At 68.7% G+C, this 15,790-nt stretch carries 16 protein-coding genes; 11 read left to right on the forward strand and 5 right to left on the reverse strand.

Going from position 1 to position 15,790, the window contains the following annotated elements; genetic code table 11:
- The first annotated feature begins 82 nt into the window (after positions 1-82).
- Entirely contained in the window at positions 83-976 is an 894-nt protein-coding gene (locus RBB84_RS05975) for an inositol monophosphatase family protein (RefSeq protein ID WP_051121554.1), read from the forward strand.
- Between the two features lie 86 nt (positions 977-1,062).
- Here RBB84_RS05975 and cei read toward each other — a convergent pair whose 3' ends face one another.
- Positions 1,063-1,746 (reverse strand): envelope integrity protein Cei, encoded by a 684-nt coding sequence (gene cei, locus RBB84_RS05980; RefSeq protein WP_024100723.1) that lies wholly within the window; start codon positions 1,744-1,746, stop codon positions 1,063-1,065.
- A 361-nt stretch (positions 1,747-2,107) separates the two neighbouring features.
- On the opposite strand from cei, the gene RBB84_RS05985 reads away from it, so the two are divergent.
- Complete coding sequence (locus RBB84_RS05985; RefSeq protein ID WP_006551346.1) at positions 2,108-2,410, forward strand: DUF4193 domain-containing protein; 303 nt, start codon at positions 2,108-2,110, stop codon at positions 2,408-2,410.
- A 184-nt stretch (positions 2,411-2,594) separates the two neighbouring features.
- Here RBB84_RS05985 and RBB84_RS05990 read toward each other — a convergent pair whose 3' ends face one another.
- Positions 2,595-3,047, reverse strand: a complete 453-nt coding sequence (locus RBB84_RS05990; protein ID WP_006551347.1) for a DUF3093 domain-containing protein — start codon at positions 3,045-3,047, stop codon at positions 2,595-2,597.
- A gap of 126 nt (positions 3,048-3,173) precedes the next feature.
- On the opposite strand from RBB84_RS05990, the gene dut reads away from it, so the two are divergent.
- The gene (gene dut / locus RBB84_RS05995; RefSeq protein ID WP_064256224.1) at positions 3,174-3,644 is read left to right on the forward strand and encodes a dUTP diphosphatase; all 471 of its coding nucleotides are present in this window, start codon (positions 3,174-3,176) and stop codon (positions 3,642-3,644) included.
- A 1-nt stretch (position 3,645) separates the two neighbouring features.
- Complete coding sequence (locus tag RBB84_RS06000; RefSeq protein ID WP_064256223.1) at positions 3,646-4,494, forward strand: DUF3710 domain-containing protein; 849 nt, start codon at positions 3,646-3,648, stop codon at positions 4,492-4,494.
- Positions 4,495-4,506: 12 nt separating this feature from the next.
- Here the strand turns inward: RBB84_RS06000 and RBB84_RS06005 are convergent, their stop codons facing one another.
- On the reverse strand, positions 4,507-5,238 hold the full coding sequence (locus RBB84_RS06005) for an alpha/beta hydrolase (protein ID WP_063714178.1): 732 nt from the start codon (positions 5,236-5,238) through the stop codon (positions 4,507-4,509).
- A 183-nt stretch (positions 5,239-5,421) separates the two neighbouring features.
- Between RBB84_RS06005 and RBB84_RS06010 the strand changes: the two genes are divergently transcribed.
- Entirely contained in the window at positions 5,422-5,796 is a 375-nt protein-coding gene (locus tag RBB84_RS06010; protein ID WP_006551351.1) for an OB-fold nucleic acid binding domain-containing protein, read from the forward strand.
- Between the two features lie 76 nt (positions 5,797-5,872).
- Positions 5,873-6,613, forward strand: a complete 741-nt coding sequence (locus RBB84_RS06015) for a DUF3159 domain-containing protein (protein WP_006551352.1) — start codon at positions 5,873-5,875, stop codon at positions 6,611-6,613.
- Positions 6,614-6,675: 62 nt separating this feature from the next.
- On the opposite strand, the gene RBB84_RS06020 is transcribed toward RBB84_RS06015, so the two are convergent.
- A complete protein-coding gene (locus RBB84_RS06020) occupies positions 6,676-7,329 on the reverse strand; it encodes a TrkA family potassium uptake protein (protein ID WP_016694461.1) in 654 nt (217 codons plus the stop codon).
- A gap of 25 nt (positions 7,330-7,354) precedes the next feature.
- Positions 7,355-8,020 carry a TrkA family potassium uptake protein gene (locus RBB84_RS06025; RefSeq protein ID WP_006551354.1) on the reverse strand — a complete coding sequence of 222 codons (666 nt, stop codon included), beginning with the start codon at positions 8,018-8,020 and terminating at the stop codon, positions 7,355-7,357.
- Between the two features lie 141 nt (positions 8,021-8,161).
- Here RBB84_RS06025 and RBB84_RS06030 point away from each other — a divergent pair, with 141 nt between their 5' ends.
- The 5 genes from RBB84_RS06030 to dxs all read left to right on the forward strand — a co-directional run bounded on the left by RBB84_RS06030 (position 8,162) and on the right by dxs (position 15,744).
- Entirely contained in the window at positions 8,162-10,159 is a 1,998-nt protein-coding gene (locus tag RBB84_RS06030; protein ID WP_064256222.1) for an APC family permease, read from the forward strand.
- Positions 10,156-11,439 (forward strand): TRAM domain-containing protein, encoded by a 1,284-nt coding sequence (locus RBB84_RS06035; protein WP_064256221.1) that lies wholly within the window; start codon positions 10,156-10,158, stop codon positions 11,437-11,439. The genes RBB84_RS06030 and RBB84_RS06035 overlap by 4 nt, the downstream gene beginning before the upstream one ends.
- A 151-nt stretch (positions 11,440-11,590) precedes the next feature.
- Entirely contained in the window at positions 11,591-12,049 is a 459-nt protein-coding gene (locus RBB84_RS06040; RefSeq protein WP_006551357.1) for a MarR family transcriptional regulator, read from the forward strand.
- Positions 12,046-13,641, forward strand: coding sequence for an MDR family MFS transporter (locus RBB84_RS06045; protein ID WP_006551358.1), 1,596 nt, complete (start codon positions 12,046-12,048; stop codon positions 13,639-13,641). The genes RBB84_RS06040 and RBB84_RS06045 overlap by 4 nt, the downstream gene beginning before the upstream one ends.
- Before the next feature lie 159 nt (positions 13,642-13,800).
- Positions 13,801-15,744 (forward strand): 1-deoxy-D-xylulose-5-phosphate synthase, encoded by a 1,944-nt coding sequence (gene dxs, locus RBB84_RS06050; protein WP_072740497.1) that lies wholly within the window; start codon positions 13,801-13,803, stop codon positions 15,742-15,744.
- Positions 15,745-15,790 lie beyond the last annotated feature (46 nt).

The raw sequence follows: 15,790 nt of genomic DNA on the forward strand, positions 1-15,790 counted from the left end.
TGGGTGGGGCCGGCTGCTCCGCTCGTGGAAACGATAGTGCCCGGTGTCACCGGGTGCGGGGTCGGTGGCGAAACCGTCGGCACTGTGTTCGGATCGGTTCGTGCACGCACAGAGAACAATCCCCGAATCCGAGTTGTCCGCGCTGAGGGATGTGGCGGTGACCGTCGCCCGTGAGGCCGCGTCCTACGTCCGTGTACGCCGGGTCGAGCTGTTCGGTCCTCCGGGCTCGGGGGAGGCCGCCAGTGTGGGGACGAAATCGACGGTGACCGATCCCGTCACCGCCGCCGACACCGAGAGTGAGGAACTCATCCGGCGTCGGCTCACGGAACTGCGGCCGGGCGACGCCTTCCTCGGCGAGGAGACCGGGGCCGACGGCGGGACGGCGACTGCCGCGAGCGGAGTCGTCTGGGTGGTCGATCCCATCGACGGCACCGTCAACTTCGTCTACGGACTCCCCGCCTCGGCGGTCTCGGTGGCCGCGCGGGTCGACGGACGCTCGGTGGCCGGTGCCGTCGTCGACATCGCCTCGGGGGAGACGTTCTCGGCGGCAGAGGGTCTCGGTGCCCATCTGGACGTCGACGGCACGCGGGTGCCGTTGCGATGCAATCCCGTGACGGATCCGCGACTGGCGCTCGTGGCGACCGGCTTCTCGTACTCGCCGGCACGACGCGCACGTCAGGGTGAGCTGGTGGCGGCGCTGCTACCGAGGGTGCGCGACATCCGGCGTGTCGGAGCGGCCGCCCTGGACCTGTGCATGGTCGCGGCCGGCAGGGTCGACGCCCACTACGAACACGGACTCGGTCCCTGGGACTGGGCGGCGGGGGCGCTCGTCGCTGCGGAAGCCGGTGCGGTGGTGCGTGTCCCGAGCGGCACCGGGGACGACGGGGAACTCACGGTCGCGGCCGCGCCGGGGATCGCGGCCGATTTCGAAACTCTGCTCGCCGAAATCGGAGCGCTCGACGCAATTCCGAATTGACCGTTTCGTCACATCATGAATTGTGGTTCGTCACCTTTTACCGCAACAGTGACGAAAAACAGGATGCACGGTCTGTGAAAAGAGATTCAGCACCGGGCATTGCGTGCGGCCGTGAGTAGATCGAGGTCGAGCGGAGCCGTCTCCTCGCCCGCCGGGACCTCGCGTAGTGCCCGCAGGACCTCTTCGGCATCCGGCCCGGGGGAGATGTCCCGGAAGTAGGTTCCCAGCGCGAGGTCGACGGTGTCGTCCTCGCGTGTGTCCTGCACCAACTCGGCGCACGGGGCGAGCAACCACACCGAGGACGCAGCAGCGCGCCCGGCCTCGCCGAAGCGGATCTGCCCCTGGCACTGCATGTTCTGGTCGACGTAGACCGGATCGTTGCCGGCCTGCACGTCGGGCGGGCTCGAGAAACCGTAATCGCTCAGCTGAGCGGCCACGTGCGTGGCCTGGCCGCGTTCGCCGTTGGCGTTGTAGACGCGCACCCGGGTGGCCGTCAGGGGAGCGGGTTCGACCTCGAGCAGCGTCGACCGGTCCACGACCTCGCCGAGCGGAGCCGGTTGCGGGCCTTCGGGGTCGGTGGCCTCGGTCGGGGGAGCGTTGCACGCCACGGTGGTCGTGACGGGCTCGGACGAGGTGAACACGGAGGACCACACGACGATCGTGCCTGCGGCGAGGACGGCACCCGCCACGGCGGCCGGGACCACCCGGCGCCGACGGAACGGGCGGCCGCGGTCATCGGTTGCGCTTCCTTCGGTGATCAGGGAAACCACGCGGCCCTGCCTCTCGTGTCATGCCGTGTTCGTCGCACTCACTGTAGAGGTCGCGGACGTGGTCGGTGGAACCGCCGAGCCGAGGAAATGTCACGAGTCGTTGTGTTGTTGATGACGATTGCCAGACAATTCCCGGCGTTTCCACGCATCGATTGCATATTCGTGCGTGAGGTCGGCTATTGTTCGGCGGCCGAACCGTCCAAGAATGGGCGGTGCGGCGCGAAAACAGAGTCAATTCGGGTATGCCACAGCAATGGCACACCCGTCGGGAACTCCAACGGACGGCCGTGCGTTGCCCTGGCCGGGAGCACCGTCCGTGTCCCGGCCGGCTACCGGTACGAGTACTAGAAGGTAAGAGGAAATGGCGACTGACTACGACGCACCCCGGCGGACCGACAGCGACGATGTGTCGGAGGATTCACTCGAGGAACTGAAGGCCCGGCGCAACGAGGCCCAGTCCGCTGTGGTGGACGTCGACGAATCGGACACCGCCGAGTCCTTCGAGCTGCCCGGGGCGGATCTGTCCGGCGAAGAGCTGTCGGTGCGTGTCGTCCCGAAGCAGGCCGACGAATTCACCTGTTCGAGCTGTTTCCTGGTGCATCACCGGAGCAGACTCGCGAGCGAGGAGAACGGTGTCATGATCTGCCGGGACTGCGCAGCGTGAGGACATAGGGCAGCGTGAGGACATAGGTGCGAAACGAGGCCGGGTGACGACGATGCGCCGTGGTCACCCGCGTCTCTCTCCTGCGTGCCCCGGCGCCGCGGCAGCCTCTGCTGTTCCCGGCATCCGGGGCCGTGTCGTATCCGGGCCCTGTCGTATCCGGGGACCCGGTGCCCGTTCGAACAGCCTACTTGCGGGTCGGATCGTCCTTGCGGCCCGACTCGTCGCAACCCAGCGCCGCGAGCAGTTCGGCAGGCCGCCGCGTGCTCACCAGCCAGTAGGGTGTCGGATCCTCCGGGTCGTCGAGCACGACGAGCGCCATGGTCCGCACCCAGGGACGGTGCTGGACGAACGCCGCTGGATCGAGCTGGCGGCCCATCGCGGCGCTCTTGGCCGACGCCGGAACCACCACACCCCGCGAGATCACGTCGACGGGCAGATGTGCGCGACCGACGACGAGTTCGCCGTCGACCACCTCGACCCGGCTGCGTGAGAGCCAGGTCAGGACCCAGATCGGGACCGGGAGCAGAAGGACGTAGGGAAGCCACGCGTACATCCCCGGGGCACCCATGTGCAGCTCGGCCGCGAGCAGGGCGGCCACACCGAGCCCGATCGGCCACCACCACCACGGCACCCACATCCGCTCCGAGAAGGTCGGAGCGTCGGCCGTCGGAGGTGTAGTCGGTGAGGTGCGCGAGGAACGGGACACACCGTAAGGATAGTCGCCTCGGCGGAGCGACCCGGCACGCGAGTAGTCTCGGACGACGTGACCGATCTTCCCCCGATACCGCTGCGCCGGCTCGATCCGGAGCTCCCCGTGCCCACTCGTGCCCACCCCGGTGACGCCGGTGTGGACCTGTGCACGTCGGTCGACGTGACCCTCGGCCCGGGGGAGCGGGCGCTCGTCGGCACCGGCATCGCCGTCGCGCTGCCCGTGGGCACGGTCGGCCTGATCCACCCGCGTTCGGGCCTCGCCGCCAAGTTCGGTCTGTCCGTCGTGAACGCTCCCGGGACGGTCGACGCGGGCTACCGTGGAGAGATCAAGGTGTGTCTGATCAACCACGACACCGAGCGCGCCGTCGAACTCCGCCGAGGCGACCGCATCGCGCAGCTGCTCGTCCAGCGTGTCGAACTCGTCGAATTCGTCGAAGTGGACGAGCTCGACGACACGGCGCGGGGCAGCGGCGGATACGGATCGAGCGGCGGGCACGCCGGCCTCGTGAAGGAGGGTTCCTGACATGTTCGGACGACGCCGCAAGGACCGCGGGTCGAACATCGAGGCGACCGACGCCGCTTCCGCCGGCGACCTCGGCGCGTACGACGAGCCCGCCGACGAGGAGTACGACGAGTACGCCACCGGAAGTGCGGCCGATTCCGGCCCGTACGACATCGACGAGGTCGACGAGGAGACGGTGACCGCCTCCCGTCTCGACCTCGGATCCGTGCTCGTACCGCTGCCGGCCGGTGGTCAGATCCAGGTCGAGATGGCTCCGAACGGGACGCCGCAGAACGTCCATCTCGTGACCCAGTTCGGGCGCATCACGGTCTCCGCGTACGCCGCACCGAAGTCGCCGGGACAGTGGCGTGAGGTCGCCGCCGAGCTCGCGGAGACGCTGCGCAACGACAAGGCCGAGGTCAGCATCGAATCGGGGCCGTGGGGTCGCGAACTGCACGGCAGGACCGCGAACGCGGATCTCCGGTTCATCGGTGTCGACGGCTTCCGCTGGATGATCCGCTGCGTCGTCGCGGCGCCCTCGGGGAACGCCGGAGCCGACTCCGAACTCGTCGGGATCGCACGGTCGGTGATCTCCGGCACCGTCGTCCGTCGCGGATCCGAACCCCATCCGGTCCGTACACCGCTGCCGATCGTGTTGCCCGAGGCACTCACCCGCCAGCTCGTCGCGGCGCAGGAGCAGCAACAGCAGGCCGCCGCGCAGCAGCAACAGGGCGCAGCTCCGGCGCAGCCCGCTCCGCGGACGGCCCCGCCGGAACAGCCCGCCCAGCAGACGCAGCAGGTCCCGCCCGCCCGGCAGACGCCGCCGCGCCGCGGCGAATCCGGTTCGGCGATGCAGCAACTCGGTTTCTGAGGCCGGTACCGATCATCGGTTCGGGACGGGGACGATCCTGTCGAGCGCGGCGAGGCACAACCTCCCGAGCACGGAGGGGTCGTCCCCGACCTGTTCGAGTGTCACCGTCGCGAGTTCCGCGTGAGGGATCTCCCGCGACCATTGCCGCCCCACTGCGAGCGGATGAACCGCGTCGTCCACCGCGGCGGCGATACCGACCGGCACGGTCACGGCACGCAGTTCGTCGACGTCGAGTGCCCGGTAGTGTGCGGCCTCGTCCAGCGCGGACGGGAGATCGGGCCACTGGGCGCTCCACGAACGCGTCAATTCCCGGGCGAGCCAGGGCGGACTCGACGCCGTCATCGCAGCGGTGACCGTATCGAGCCCGTGGGCGCGCAGTTCGGAGGCCGTCCACCGCGCGCTCGCGGCGGCCGGCGCCTCCCGCGGATCGCCGGTCCATGCAGGTAGGGCAGCGAGGACGCCGACGACCCGGTCCGGATTGTCGTATGCCCACCTCAACGCGACGGCTGCACCGATCGAGACCCCTCCGACGAGGATCGGCCCGTTCTCGGCCGCCTCGTCGAGCGCGGTGAGATAGCTCGCCACCACACCGCGCGGATCCGGATCGACGGCGATCGGGATGATGCTCCGCCGTCGGAGTTCGGCGCCGAACGCCTTCTCGGCGAAGCATGCGTCCGAACCCGTGCCGGGAAGCACGACCGCGGTGCCGGCGGTCGGGGGGACCGGGGATTCGCTGTGGGACATGCGGACGATCCTGCACCATCGAACCCCGGAGACCGCGCTCACCTGCCCGCACAGCAGGACGACCGACGGCTGCACGCGCGTGTGCACCGTGCAACTTGTATCCGGCGAGAATGGGTCTACAGTGGCGGGCGAAGAAGAGTCCGGTGGCGCGAGATCCGTGCCCCTTCCGTACAGGAGCGTGTTATGGCTTCCCCGGCCGGCTACCTGCGTCGGCTCACACGGCGGCTCACCGAGGACATCGAAGAACTCGATGCCGAGCAGATGGCCGAATCCTCGCACTCCACGGGCGCCCTACCCGTCGTCGAATGCGCCCGCGGTCAGGAAGTGACCATGTACGGACGTCTTCGCAGTGTCGAGTCGTGTTCGCGTGCCGCTGCCGCCGTCGTCGAGGCGGAGTTCTTCGACGGGACCGACTCGATCCAGCTCGTGTGGATCGGTCGTCGGCGCATTCCGGGGATCGAGCCCGGGCGTACGTTGATGGTCCGCGGTCGTGTCGGCGAACGCGACGGACGCAAGGTGATCTACAACCCCTACTACGAGCTGCGCGAGCCCGCCTGACCTCTGTGCGCGCGGAGTGGTGCCCCTGGTGCACGCAGGGTCGTACCCCTGTGCCGGATGTGGCAGGCTCGTAGGAGTGAGCGACACCAACCAGCAGACGATGCTCGAACAACTCGGTGGGATCAGCGGGTTGGTCTATTCGACGCTGCCGGTGCTGGTGTTCGTCCCCGTCAACAGCCTGTGGGGCCTCACCGTCGCCATCTGGTCCGCGCTGGGCGTCGCCCTCGCGGTGCTCGTGTGGCGCCTGATCCAGCGCACCCCGATCCAGCCCGCGATCTCGGGCTTCTTCGGAGTCGCCCTGTGTGCCTTCATCGCTCATCGCACCGGCGACGCGAAGGGATACTTCCTCTTCGGGATCTACGCGAGCCTGGTCTACGGGGGCGCATTCCTGTTGTCCGTGCTCGTCCGCAGACCGCTCGTGGGCGTGATCTGGGGGATGCTCAACGGCCAGGGATCGCGGTGGCGTTCGCATACCACCGCGGTGCGCGCCTACGACGTCGCGACCCTCGCGTGGACCCTGGTCTTCCTCGGTCGCTATCTCGTGCAGAACCACCTCTACGACGAGGACCGCACCGGCTGGCTCGCGGTGGCCCGGATCGGCATGGGCTGGCCGCTTACTGCTCTTGCCCTGCTCGTGACCCTCTGGGCGGTCCGGCGTGCCGACCGCATCGTCGAACCCGCGCCCTCGGAGACGGTCGGTGACGCGCCGGCCGACGATCCGGCGACGGACGACGGGCTGTCGAACAAGCCCCGCGACGAGCACGGCACGCACGACGGGCAGCCTCGGCTCCCCGGTCGGCACCGGCTCCGCGACTAGCCGGCACCGGCTCCGCGACCAGTCGGCACCGGCTCTGCAACTAGTCGGCACAGACTCCGCGACTAGCGGTTCACCGCCTGCCGGAGATCGTCCTCGACGTCCTCCGCCGTGACGAACAGCAGTTCGTCCCCGCCCTCGAGCGGATCGTCCGGCTGAGGGACGATCACCCGCCCGCCGCGCAGGATCGCCACGAGTGCCGTATCGCGCGGCAGTTCCAGTTTCCGGACCGGTTTCCCGGCGAGGGCGGTGGTGTCGCGCAGGGTGACCTCCACCAGGTTCGCGCCCTTGCGCAGCGTCATCAGCCGCACCAGATCGCCCACGGTGACGGCTTCCTCGACCAGCGCCGCGAGCATGCGCGGTGTGGACACCGCGACGTCCACACCCCACGATTCGTCGAACAGCCACTCGTTGCGCGGATCGTTGACGCGGGCTACGACCCGTGGAACACCGAACTCGGTGGTCGCGAGCAGGCTGAGGACCAGGTTGGCCTTGTCGTCGCCCGTCGCCGCGATCACGACGTCGTACTGCTCGAGTCCGGTGGATTCGAGCGAGCTGAGTTCGCAGGCATCGGCGTGTACCCACGTCGCGTCCGGCACGGACTCGGGTTCTACGTGGTCGAGTTTGCGCTCGATGAGCATCACCTCGTGGGCGTTGCGCAGCAGTTCCCGCGCTATCGAGCGCCCCACCGCTCCGGCGCCGGCGATCGCCACCTTCATGTGGGCTTCCTCTCGGGTGGACGGGTCAGTTCTCGTCGACCGGCGGGTTCTCGGCGTGTGTGATCGCCTCCGAGACCGAACCGGACACGGCCGCGATATAGACGGAGTCGTCGGCCTGCAGCACCGTCCTGCGGTCGGGCAGCAACCCGGTGCCGAACCGGATCAGGAACGCGACGCGCGAACCCGTGGCATCCTCGAGGTCGGTGACGCGTCGTCCGACCCACCCCTCGTGCACGTTCACCTCGGCGATGGCGACGGATCCGGTGGGATCGCGCCAGCGGGCGGTCTCGCTGTCGTGTGTGAGCGCATGCAGGAAACGGTCGGTGGTCCACGGCACAGTCGCCACGGTGGGGATGCCGAGCCGCTCGTACGCGGCGGCCCGCTTGGCGTCGTAGATTCTCGCGACGACGCGTTCGACGCCGAAGGTCTCGCGGGCCACGCGCGTCGAGATGATGTTCGAGTTGTCGCCGGACGAGACCGCCGCGAAGGCGTCGGCGTGTTCGATGCCGGCAGAGATCAGGACGTCGCGGTCGAAGCCCATGCCGAGCACGGTGCGCCCGGGGAAGTCCGGGCCGAGTCGTCCGAACGCGCTCTCATCGCGGTCGATGACCGCGACCTCGTGGCCGAGCCGGACGAGTGCGGTGGCCACCGCCGAACCGACCCGACCGCACCCCATCACCACCACGTACACCCCAGTGGACTCCGTTCCGGTCGATCTTTCCGAGACGGACCGCTGTGGACCGCCGATCCGAACGGTACCGCGTGACGATCTTCGAGAGGTCGTGACCCGGCCGAGGGGTACTTCGGGGCCGGAACCGCATAGGCTTTGCGCGTGTCCAAGCTTTCCACCGCGGCGAAGCGGCTCGTGCTGGGTCGCCCCTTCCGCAGCGACACTCTCGGGCACGAGTTGCTGCCCAAGCGCACCGCACTGCCGGTCTTCGCCTCCGACGCGCTGTCGTCGGTCGCCTACGCACCCGAGGAGATCTTCCTCGTCCTCTCCGTCGCGGGGTTGTCCGCCTACGCCTTCTCGCCGTGGATCGGACTCGCTGTCGCCTTCGTGCTCGTGATCGTGGTCGCCGGCTACCGCCAGACCGTGCGCGCCTACCCGTCCGGCGGCGGCGACTACGAGGTCGCCACGAAGAATCTCGGGCCCACGGCAGGGCTGACCGTCGGCAGTGCGCTGCTCGTCGACTACGTCCTGACGGTCGCGGTGTCGCTGTCGTCCGCGGCGGCGACGGTCGGATCGGCCGTCCCGTTCGTCGCCCGGCACAAGGTGCTCTTCGTCGTCGTCGCGATCGTGCTGCTCACCGCGGTGAACCTGCGCGGAATCCGGCGCGCCGGCCGGGCGTTCGCCGTGCTCACCTACACCTTCGTGGGCTGCATGCTGGTGATGCTCGGGGCCGGGATGTTCCGGATCTTCGTCCTCGGCGACGACCTGCGTGCGGAGTCGGCGGACTTCGAACTCGTCGCCGAGCAGACGGATCTGACCGCGCTCGCCTTCGTCCTCCTACTCGCGCGCGCCTTCTCGTCCGGTTGCGCGGCGCTGACGGGTGTCGAGGCGATCAGCACGGGGGTGCCGGCCTTCAAGAAGCCGAAGGCACGCAACGCCGCGACGACCCTGCTGGTGCTCGGTGGCATCGCCGTCACGCTGTTCCTCGGGGTGGTCTTCCTCGCCGAGCGGCTCGGTGTGGTGGTGGCCGAGCATCCCGACACCCAGCTGCGCGGTGCACCCGAGGGTTACGAGCAGAAGACGCTGCTCTCCCAGCTGGCGCACACCGTCTTCGAGGGGGTGCCGGCCGCGTTCGTCCTGATCACGATCGTCACCGCCGTGATCCTCGTGCTCGCCGCCAACACGGCCTTCAACGGATTCCCGGTGCTCGGTTCGGTTCTCGCGCAGAACCGTTACCTGCCGCGCCAGTTCCACACCCGCGGCGACCGGCTCGCCTTCAGCAACGGCATCCTCTTCCTCGCCGGGATCGCCGTCGTCTTCGTGTGGGTCTTCGAGGCCGAGGTCACCCGGCTCATCCAGCTGTACATCGTGGGTGTGTTCGTCGCGTTCAGCCTGGGGCAGGCCGGCATGGTGCGGCACTGGACGCGGGAACTGAGCACCGAGACGGATCCGTCGGCGCTGGGCCGCATGGCGCGGTCGCGGCTGATCAACGGCGTCGGGTGCGTCTCCACGTCGGTGGTGCTGCTGGTCGTGCTGACGGGCAAGTTCGTCGCCGGGGCGTGGATCGCAGTGGTGACCATGGTCGTCGCGTTCGGGCTCATGAAGGCGATCCGGCACCACTACGACACGGTCGCCGCCGAACTCGAGAGGGCGGACTGGGACGGGGTGCTGCCCAGCCGCACCCATTCGATCGTGCTCGTCTCGACCTTGCACCTGCCCACGATGCGCGCCCTCGCCTACGCGCGGGCGACCCGCCCCGACACCCTCGAGGCGATCACCGTGAACGTCGACGACGAGAGCACCCGGCGTCTCGTACTCGAATGGGAGAAGAGCGATCTCACCGTGCCGTTGAAGGTCGTCGAGTCGCCCTACCGGGAGATCACGCGGCCCGTCCTCGACTACGTCCGCCGGGTGCGGCGCGATTCTCCCCGCGACGTCGTGACCGTCTTCATCCCCGAGTACGTGGTGGGGCACTGGTGGGAGCAACTGCTCCACAACCAGAGCGCCCTGCGGCTCAAGAGCCGGCTCCTCTTCCAGCCGGGGGTGATGGTGACGAGTGTGCCCTGGCAGCTGCGCTCGTCCGCGGACGCCGGTGCGGTGGGGCGGGCCGCCCCCAACGGGCAGGATCGACAGTTGGACAACGAGGAGGAACCGCGGTGAATCGTCAGGCACACCCGCGTACGGATTGGTCCGGCCGGAGGATCGAGGTGATCCTCGGCAATCCCGCCCACGGTGGTGCGTGTGTCGCGCGGTTCGAGGGGCGCGTCGTGTTCGTGCGGCACGGACTGCCGGGGGAGCGTGTCTTCGCTCGGGTCACCGAGGATCGGGGCGGGTCGTTCTGCTTCGCCGACGTGGAGGACGTGCTCGAGGCGTCCGAGGACCGCGTCGATCGGGTCTGCCCGATCTCCGGTCCGGGAGGGGCGGGTTGCTGCGACCTCGCGCACATGACCGTCGAGGCGCAACGCCGTTTCACGGGCGCGGTGGTGGCCGAGCAGCTGCGCCGGCTCGGTGGGGTGGACCGCGAGGTGACCGTCGAGGAGGTGCCGGGCGGTGCGTCCAACGGCACCCTGTGGCGCACCCGGGTCCGGCTCGCGGTGGACGTGGTGGGGAACCCGGGATACCGCCGGTACCGCAGCAACGAGGTCGTTCCGGAACTGGCGTGCCCGCAGATCGATCCGCACGCCTACGTCGGCCTCACCGATCGTGTGTGGCAGCCGGGAGCGGAGCTGCAGGTCGTACTCGACGCGGACGGCCGGCGGCACGTGGTGGAGATCGCACCTCCGGTCCTCTCGGGTGGTGCGCGACGGCAGGGCCGGCGCGGCGCGGCGTCGCGGCGGGCGGCGGTGAACGCGCGCCGTCCGGAGAAGGTGATCGAAGGCTCGGGACGTGTGGTCGAGCGGGTCGGCGAACGCGAGTGGCGGTTGGCGCCGACCGGTTTCTGGCAGGCCCACCGCGGTGCCGCGTCGACCTATTCGGCTGCGGTGGCCGACTGGGCGCAGACCTCGGAGGGTGCGACGGCATGGGATCTGTACGGCGGAGTGGGGGTCTTCGCGGCCGTGCTCGCAGAGCAGGTCGGTCCGTCCGGTCGGGTGGTGTCGGTCGAGTCGTCGAAGACCGCCGTGGACGACGGGATCGAGGCGCTCGCCGACCTCGGCCAGGTGTCCTTCCGTCACGGGCGCGTGGAGCGGGTGATTCCCGATCTGCCGGCTCCCGAGGTGGTCGTCCTCGACCCGCCGCGGGCGGGGGCGGGCAAGGACGTGGTGGCCGCCGTGGCAGCAGCGGGACCGCGCCGGATCATCCACGTGGGCTGCGATCCCGCGTCCTTCGGTCGTGACGTGGGGCTGTACCGGGACCACGGATTCGAGTTGGCGGACGTCCGGGCCTTCGCGGCGTTCCCCTCCACCCATCACGTGGAGTGCATCGGACTGTTCACCCGTTGAACCGGGTTCCCGTCGCACCCGCTCGGGGCGAGGTGTGACGAGCGCCGCATCCAACAGTTGGTGTGACGTGAAAAGAGATTGCTTGTAGTACGCAACTAATCTGTATAGTTGCATGACGTAATCAATTAGTTCATTCCGACGGAGGTTCGCTGTGCCGGAAAAGGCTCAGGCCCACGAACTCGCCGACGCCATCTTCATGTTCGGTCGCACGCTGCGCGGTGCACTCGTGCACCACGACACCGATGTGCTTCCTTCCGCGCTCGTCGCGGTGCTGTTCGTGCTCGCACGGATGGGGGAGTGCCGGCCCAGCGAGCTCGCCGTCGAAATGTGCGTCAGCCAGTCGTCGTTGAGCAGACAGATCGCCGAACTCGTCGAGCGAGGCCTCGTGGATCGACATCCCGATCCCGACGATCGTCGTGCTCATCGGGTGAGTTGTTCGGTCGCGGGTATCGAGATCCTCGACATCGTGAAGAAGCGCCGGACCGAACGGCTCTCCGCAGAACTCTCGGACTGGCACGAGGACGAGATCGCAGGCGCCATCACGACGCTCGAACGTCTCACCTCCTCCCTGGCTCCGCTCGTCATCGATACTCGAAGGACCAATTCATGACCACAGTCTCCGGACAGGGAGCGCAGCCGGATGCTCCGGCAGCCGAGGAGCAGATGACGCACCGCGAGATCCTCGTCGTGCTGTCGGGCCTCCTCGCCGCCCTCTTCACGGCGCTGCTGAGCAGCACCATCGTCTCGACCGCCCTGCCGACGATCATCGCGGATCTGAACGGCACGCAGACCCAGTACGCCTGGGTCATCACGACGGCGCTGCTGGCGAACGCCGCGTCGACGCCCATCTGGGGCAAGTTCGCCGACCTGTTCAACAAGAAGCTGCTCGTCCAGCTCGGGATCCTGGTCTTCGTGATCGGCTCGGTCCTGGCCGGTATCGCGCACAACGTGCCGGTCCTGCTCGCCGCCCGCGTGATCCAGGGCATCGGCATGGGTGGTCTGACCGCTCTCGTCGTCGCGATCATCGGCAGCATCATCCCGCCCCGCCAGCGTGGCCGGTACTCCGGCTACATGGGCGCCGTCATGGCCGTCGCCATGTCGGGTGGACCCGTGCTCGGTGGTGTCATCGTCGACCTCCTCGGCTGGCGCTGGTGCTTCTACGTCTGCGTTCCGATCGCCGTTGTCGCGCTGATCCTGCTGCAGCGCACGCTGCATGTCACGACCGTCCGCAAGGAGAACGTGAGCATCGACTGGTTCGGCGCCACGCTCATCACCGCCGCGGTGAGCGTCCTGCTCGTCTGGGTGTCCTTCGCCGGCAAGGCCGGCTACTACGAGTGGATCTCGGTCGAGTCCGCCCTGTACGTCGGTGCCGGCATCGTCCTGCTCGTCGCGACGTTGATCGTCGAGACGAAGGTCGCCGATCCGATCATCCCGCTGAAGATCGTCACCGAACGCACCACCGGTCTCGCGATCATCGCGTCCGTGGCCGTCGGTATCGGTCTGTTCGGCGCCACCACCTTCCTCGGCCAGTACTTCCAGACCTCGCGGGCCTACAGCCCGACGGTCGCCGGTCTGCTCACCATCCCGATGGTCGCCGGCACGCTCGTCTCGTCGATGCTCTCCGGTGGGCTCATCACGCGCTTCGGCAAGTGGAAGGGCTTCCTGATCGGCGGCGCGATCCTGCAGATGGTCGGTTTCGGCCTGCTCGGCACGGTCGACCACCTCACCTCGCTCACGCTGATCAGCGTGTACATCGCGATCGTGGGTCTGGGCACCGGCATGCTGATGCAGAACCTCGTCCTCGCCGTGCAGAACACCGTGAGCGTGCGCAACATCGGCGCCGCAAGCAGCTCGGTCGCCTTCTTCCGCACCTTCGGTGGCGCGATCGGTGTGTCGGTGCTCGGTTCGATCCTCGCGTCCCGTGTCGCGACGATCTCCGCCGACGGTCTCGCGAAGCTCGGTGTGGACACCTCCGGCGGCGGATCGGGTGGAAGCCTCGATTTCTCCCAGCTGCCCGAGCCGGTGGCCGAAGTCATCCGTGCCGCCTACGGCGACGCGACGGCGACCCTCTTCCTCGTGGCGGCGGCGTTCGCGGTCGTTACCCTGGTGGCAGTGGTGCTGATCCCGAACCAGGCGTTGCGCACCACCATCGACCTCGTCGAGGAGAAGTCGCCGGCCGATCGCGCCGACATCTCCTCGTGAGGGTGACCTCGCTCACCGGCGGACGATCCGTCCGCCGGTGACCAGGAGATCACGCGGAAGCGAGGCGGTGGCGGGAGACGCTCCGTTCCCGCGCTCCGTAGACTGAGGAAATCACTCGCGCGACGAGCGTGAGGCACGAGCCGGAGGGAGCTGTTCCAGTTGGGTGTTCTGTCCCGCATCCAGTCGCCCGACGATCTACGTCGACTCTCTCCTGTGGAGCTCACCGAGCTCGCGGGGGAGATCCGGGAATTCCTGGTCGAGAAGGTCGCGGCGACCGGCGGTCACCTCGGTCCCAATCTCGGCGTCGTCGAGCTGACCATCGCTCTGCACCGGGTGTTCGATTCGCCACGCGATCCGATCCTCTTCGACACCGGTCACCAGGCCTACGTCCACAAGATCCTCACCGGTCGTCGCGACGAGTTCGACGGTCTCCGGCAGAAAGGCGGGTTGTCCGGCTACCCGTGCCGCGCGGAGAGCGAACACGACTGGATCGAGTCGTCGCACGCCTCGGCGGCCCTGTCGTACGCCGACGGACTCGCCAAGGCCTATTCGCTGTCCGGACAGTCCGATCGGACCGTGGTGGCCGTGGTGGGCGACGGCGCGCTGACCGGCGGTATGTGCTGGGAGGCGCTCAACAACATCGCCGCCGGGCAGAACCGTTCGATGGTGATCGTCGTCAACGACAACGGCCGCTCCTACGCGCCCACGATCGGCGGTCTCGCCGAGCACCTCGCGGCGCTGCGCCTCAAGCCCGGCTACGAGAAGGTGCTCGACAACAGTCGGCGCATCGTCAAGCGGATCCCCTGGATCGGCTCGGCGGCCTACTCGGTGCTGCACGGCATGAAGGCCGGTGTGAAGGACGCGGTCAGCCCGCAGGTGCTCTTCACCGATCTGGGCATCAAGTATCTCGGCCCGGTCGACGGGCACGACGAGCAGGCGATGGAATCGGCGCTGCGTCGCGCGAAGGCGTACGGCGGTCCGGTCCTCGTCCACGCCGTCACCCGCAAGGGAGCGGGCTACGCGCCCGCCGAGAACCACCTCGCCGATCAGATGCACGCCACCGGCGTGATGGATCCGCGCACGGGTCGGGCGAAGTCCGCCTCCGCTCCCGACTGGACGTCGGTCTTCTCCGACGAACTCATCGCGCTGGGGGAGAAGCGGGAGGACGTCGTGGCGATCACCGCCGCGATGCCCGGACCGACCGGCCTCGCCAAGTTCGGCGAACGGTTCCCCGAGCGCACCTTCGACGTCGGCATTGCCGAACAGCACGCGGTGACGTCGGCGGCGGGTCTCGCGCTCGGCGGAATGCATCCCGTCGTCGCCGTCTACTCGACCTTCCTCAACCGCGCCTTCGACCAGCTGCTCATGGACGTCGCACTGCTTCGGCAGCCGGTCACCGTGGTGCTCGACCGGGCGGGCGTCACGGGTTCCGACGGGGCCAGTCACAACGGCATGTGGGATCTGTCCCTGCTGGGAATCGTTCCCGGCATCCGGGTCGCCGCTCCGCGCGACGGGGCGACGCTGCGAGAGGAACTCGGTGAGGCGCTCGACGTCTCCGACGGCCCGACCGTCCTCCGGTTCCCCAAAGGCTCGGTGGGAGAAGATATCCCGGCGATCGAGCGTCTCGACGGCACGGTCGACGTGCTGCGGATGCCGCCGTCGCGGTGCGGCGACGCACTGATCGTCGCGGTCGGCGCCTTCGCCGGTCTCGCGCTCGACGTCGCCGATCGTCTTTCCAGGCAGGGCATCGACGCCGCGGTCGTCGACCCGCGATGGGTGTTCCCCGTGCCCGACGCGGTGGTCGACCTCGCACGCGGCTTCCGGATCGTCGTCACAATCGAGGACAGCGGCCTCCACGGTGGTGTCGGCTCGGCGGTCTCCGCCGCGTTGCGCCGCAACGGCGTCGACGTGCCCGCCCGCGATCTCGGGGTGCCGCAGAAGTTCCTCGATCACGCCTCCCGCAACGAGATCCACGCCGAACTCGGTCTGACTGCCCAGGACGTGGCGCGTCAGGTCACCGGCTGGGTCGCCGGCCTCGACAGCGAACCCGAGGAGCGATCGCGACCGTCGGCGGTCGAGCAGTCCGACCGCGAAGCGGGCTGAGTCCGACCGACGCAGGTGAGCAAACGCCAGGGGCGGTATCCGGTGA

It is taken from the genome of Rhodococcus sp. D-6 (genome assembly GCF_040256695.1).
Classification (GTDB): Bacteria; Actinomycetota; Actinomycetes; order Mycobacteriales; family Mycobacteriaceae; genus Rhodococcus; species Rhodococcus pyridinivorans.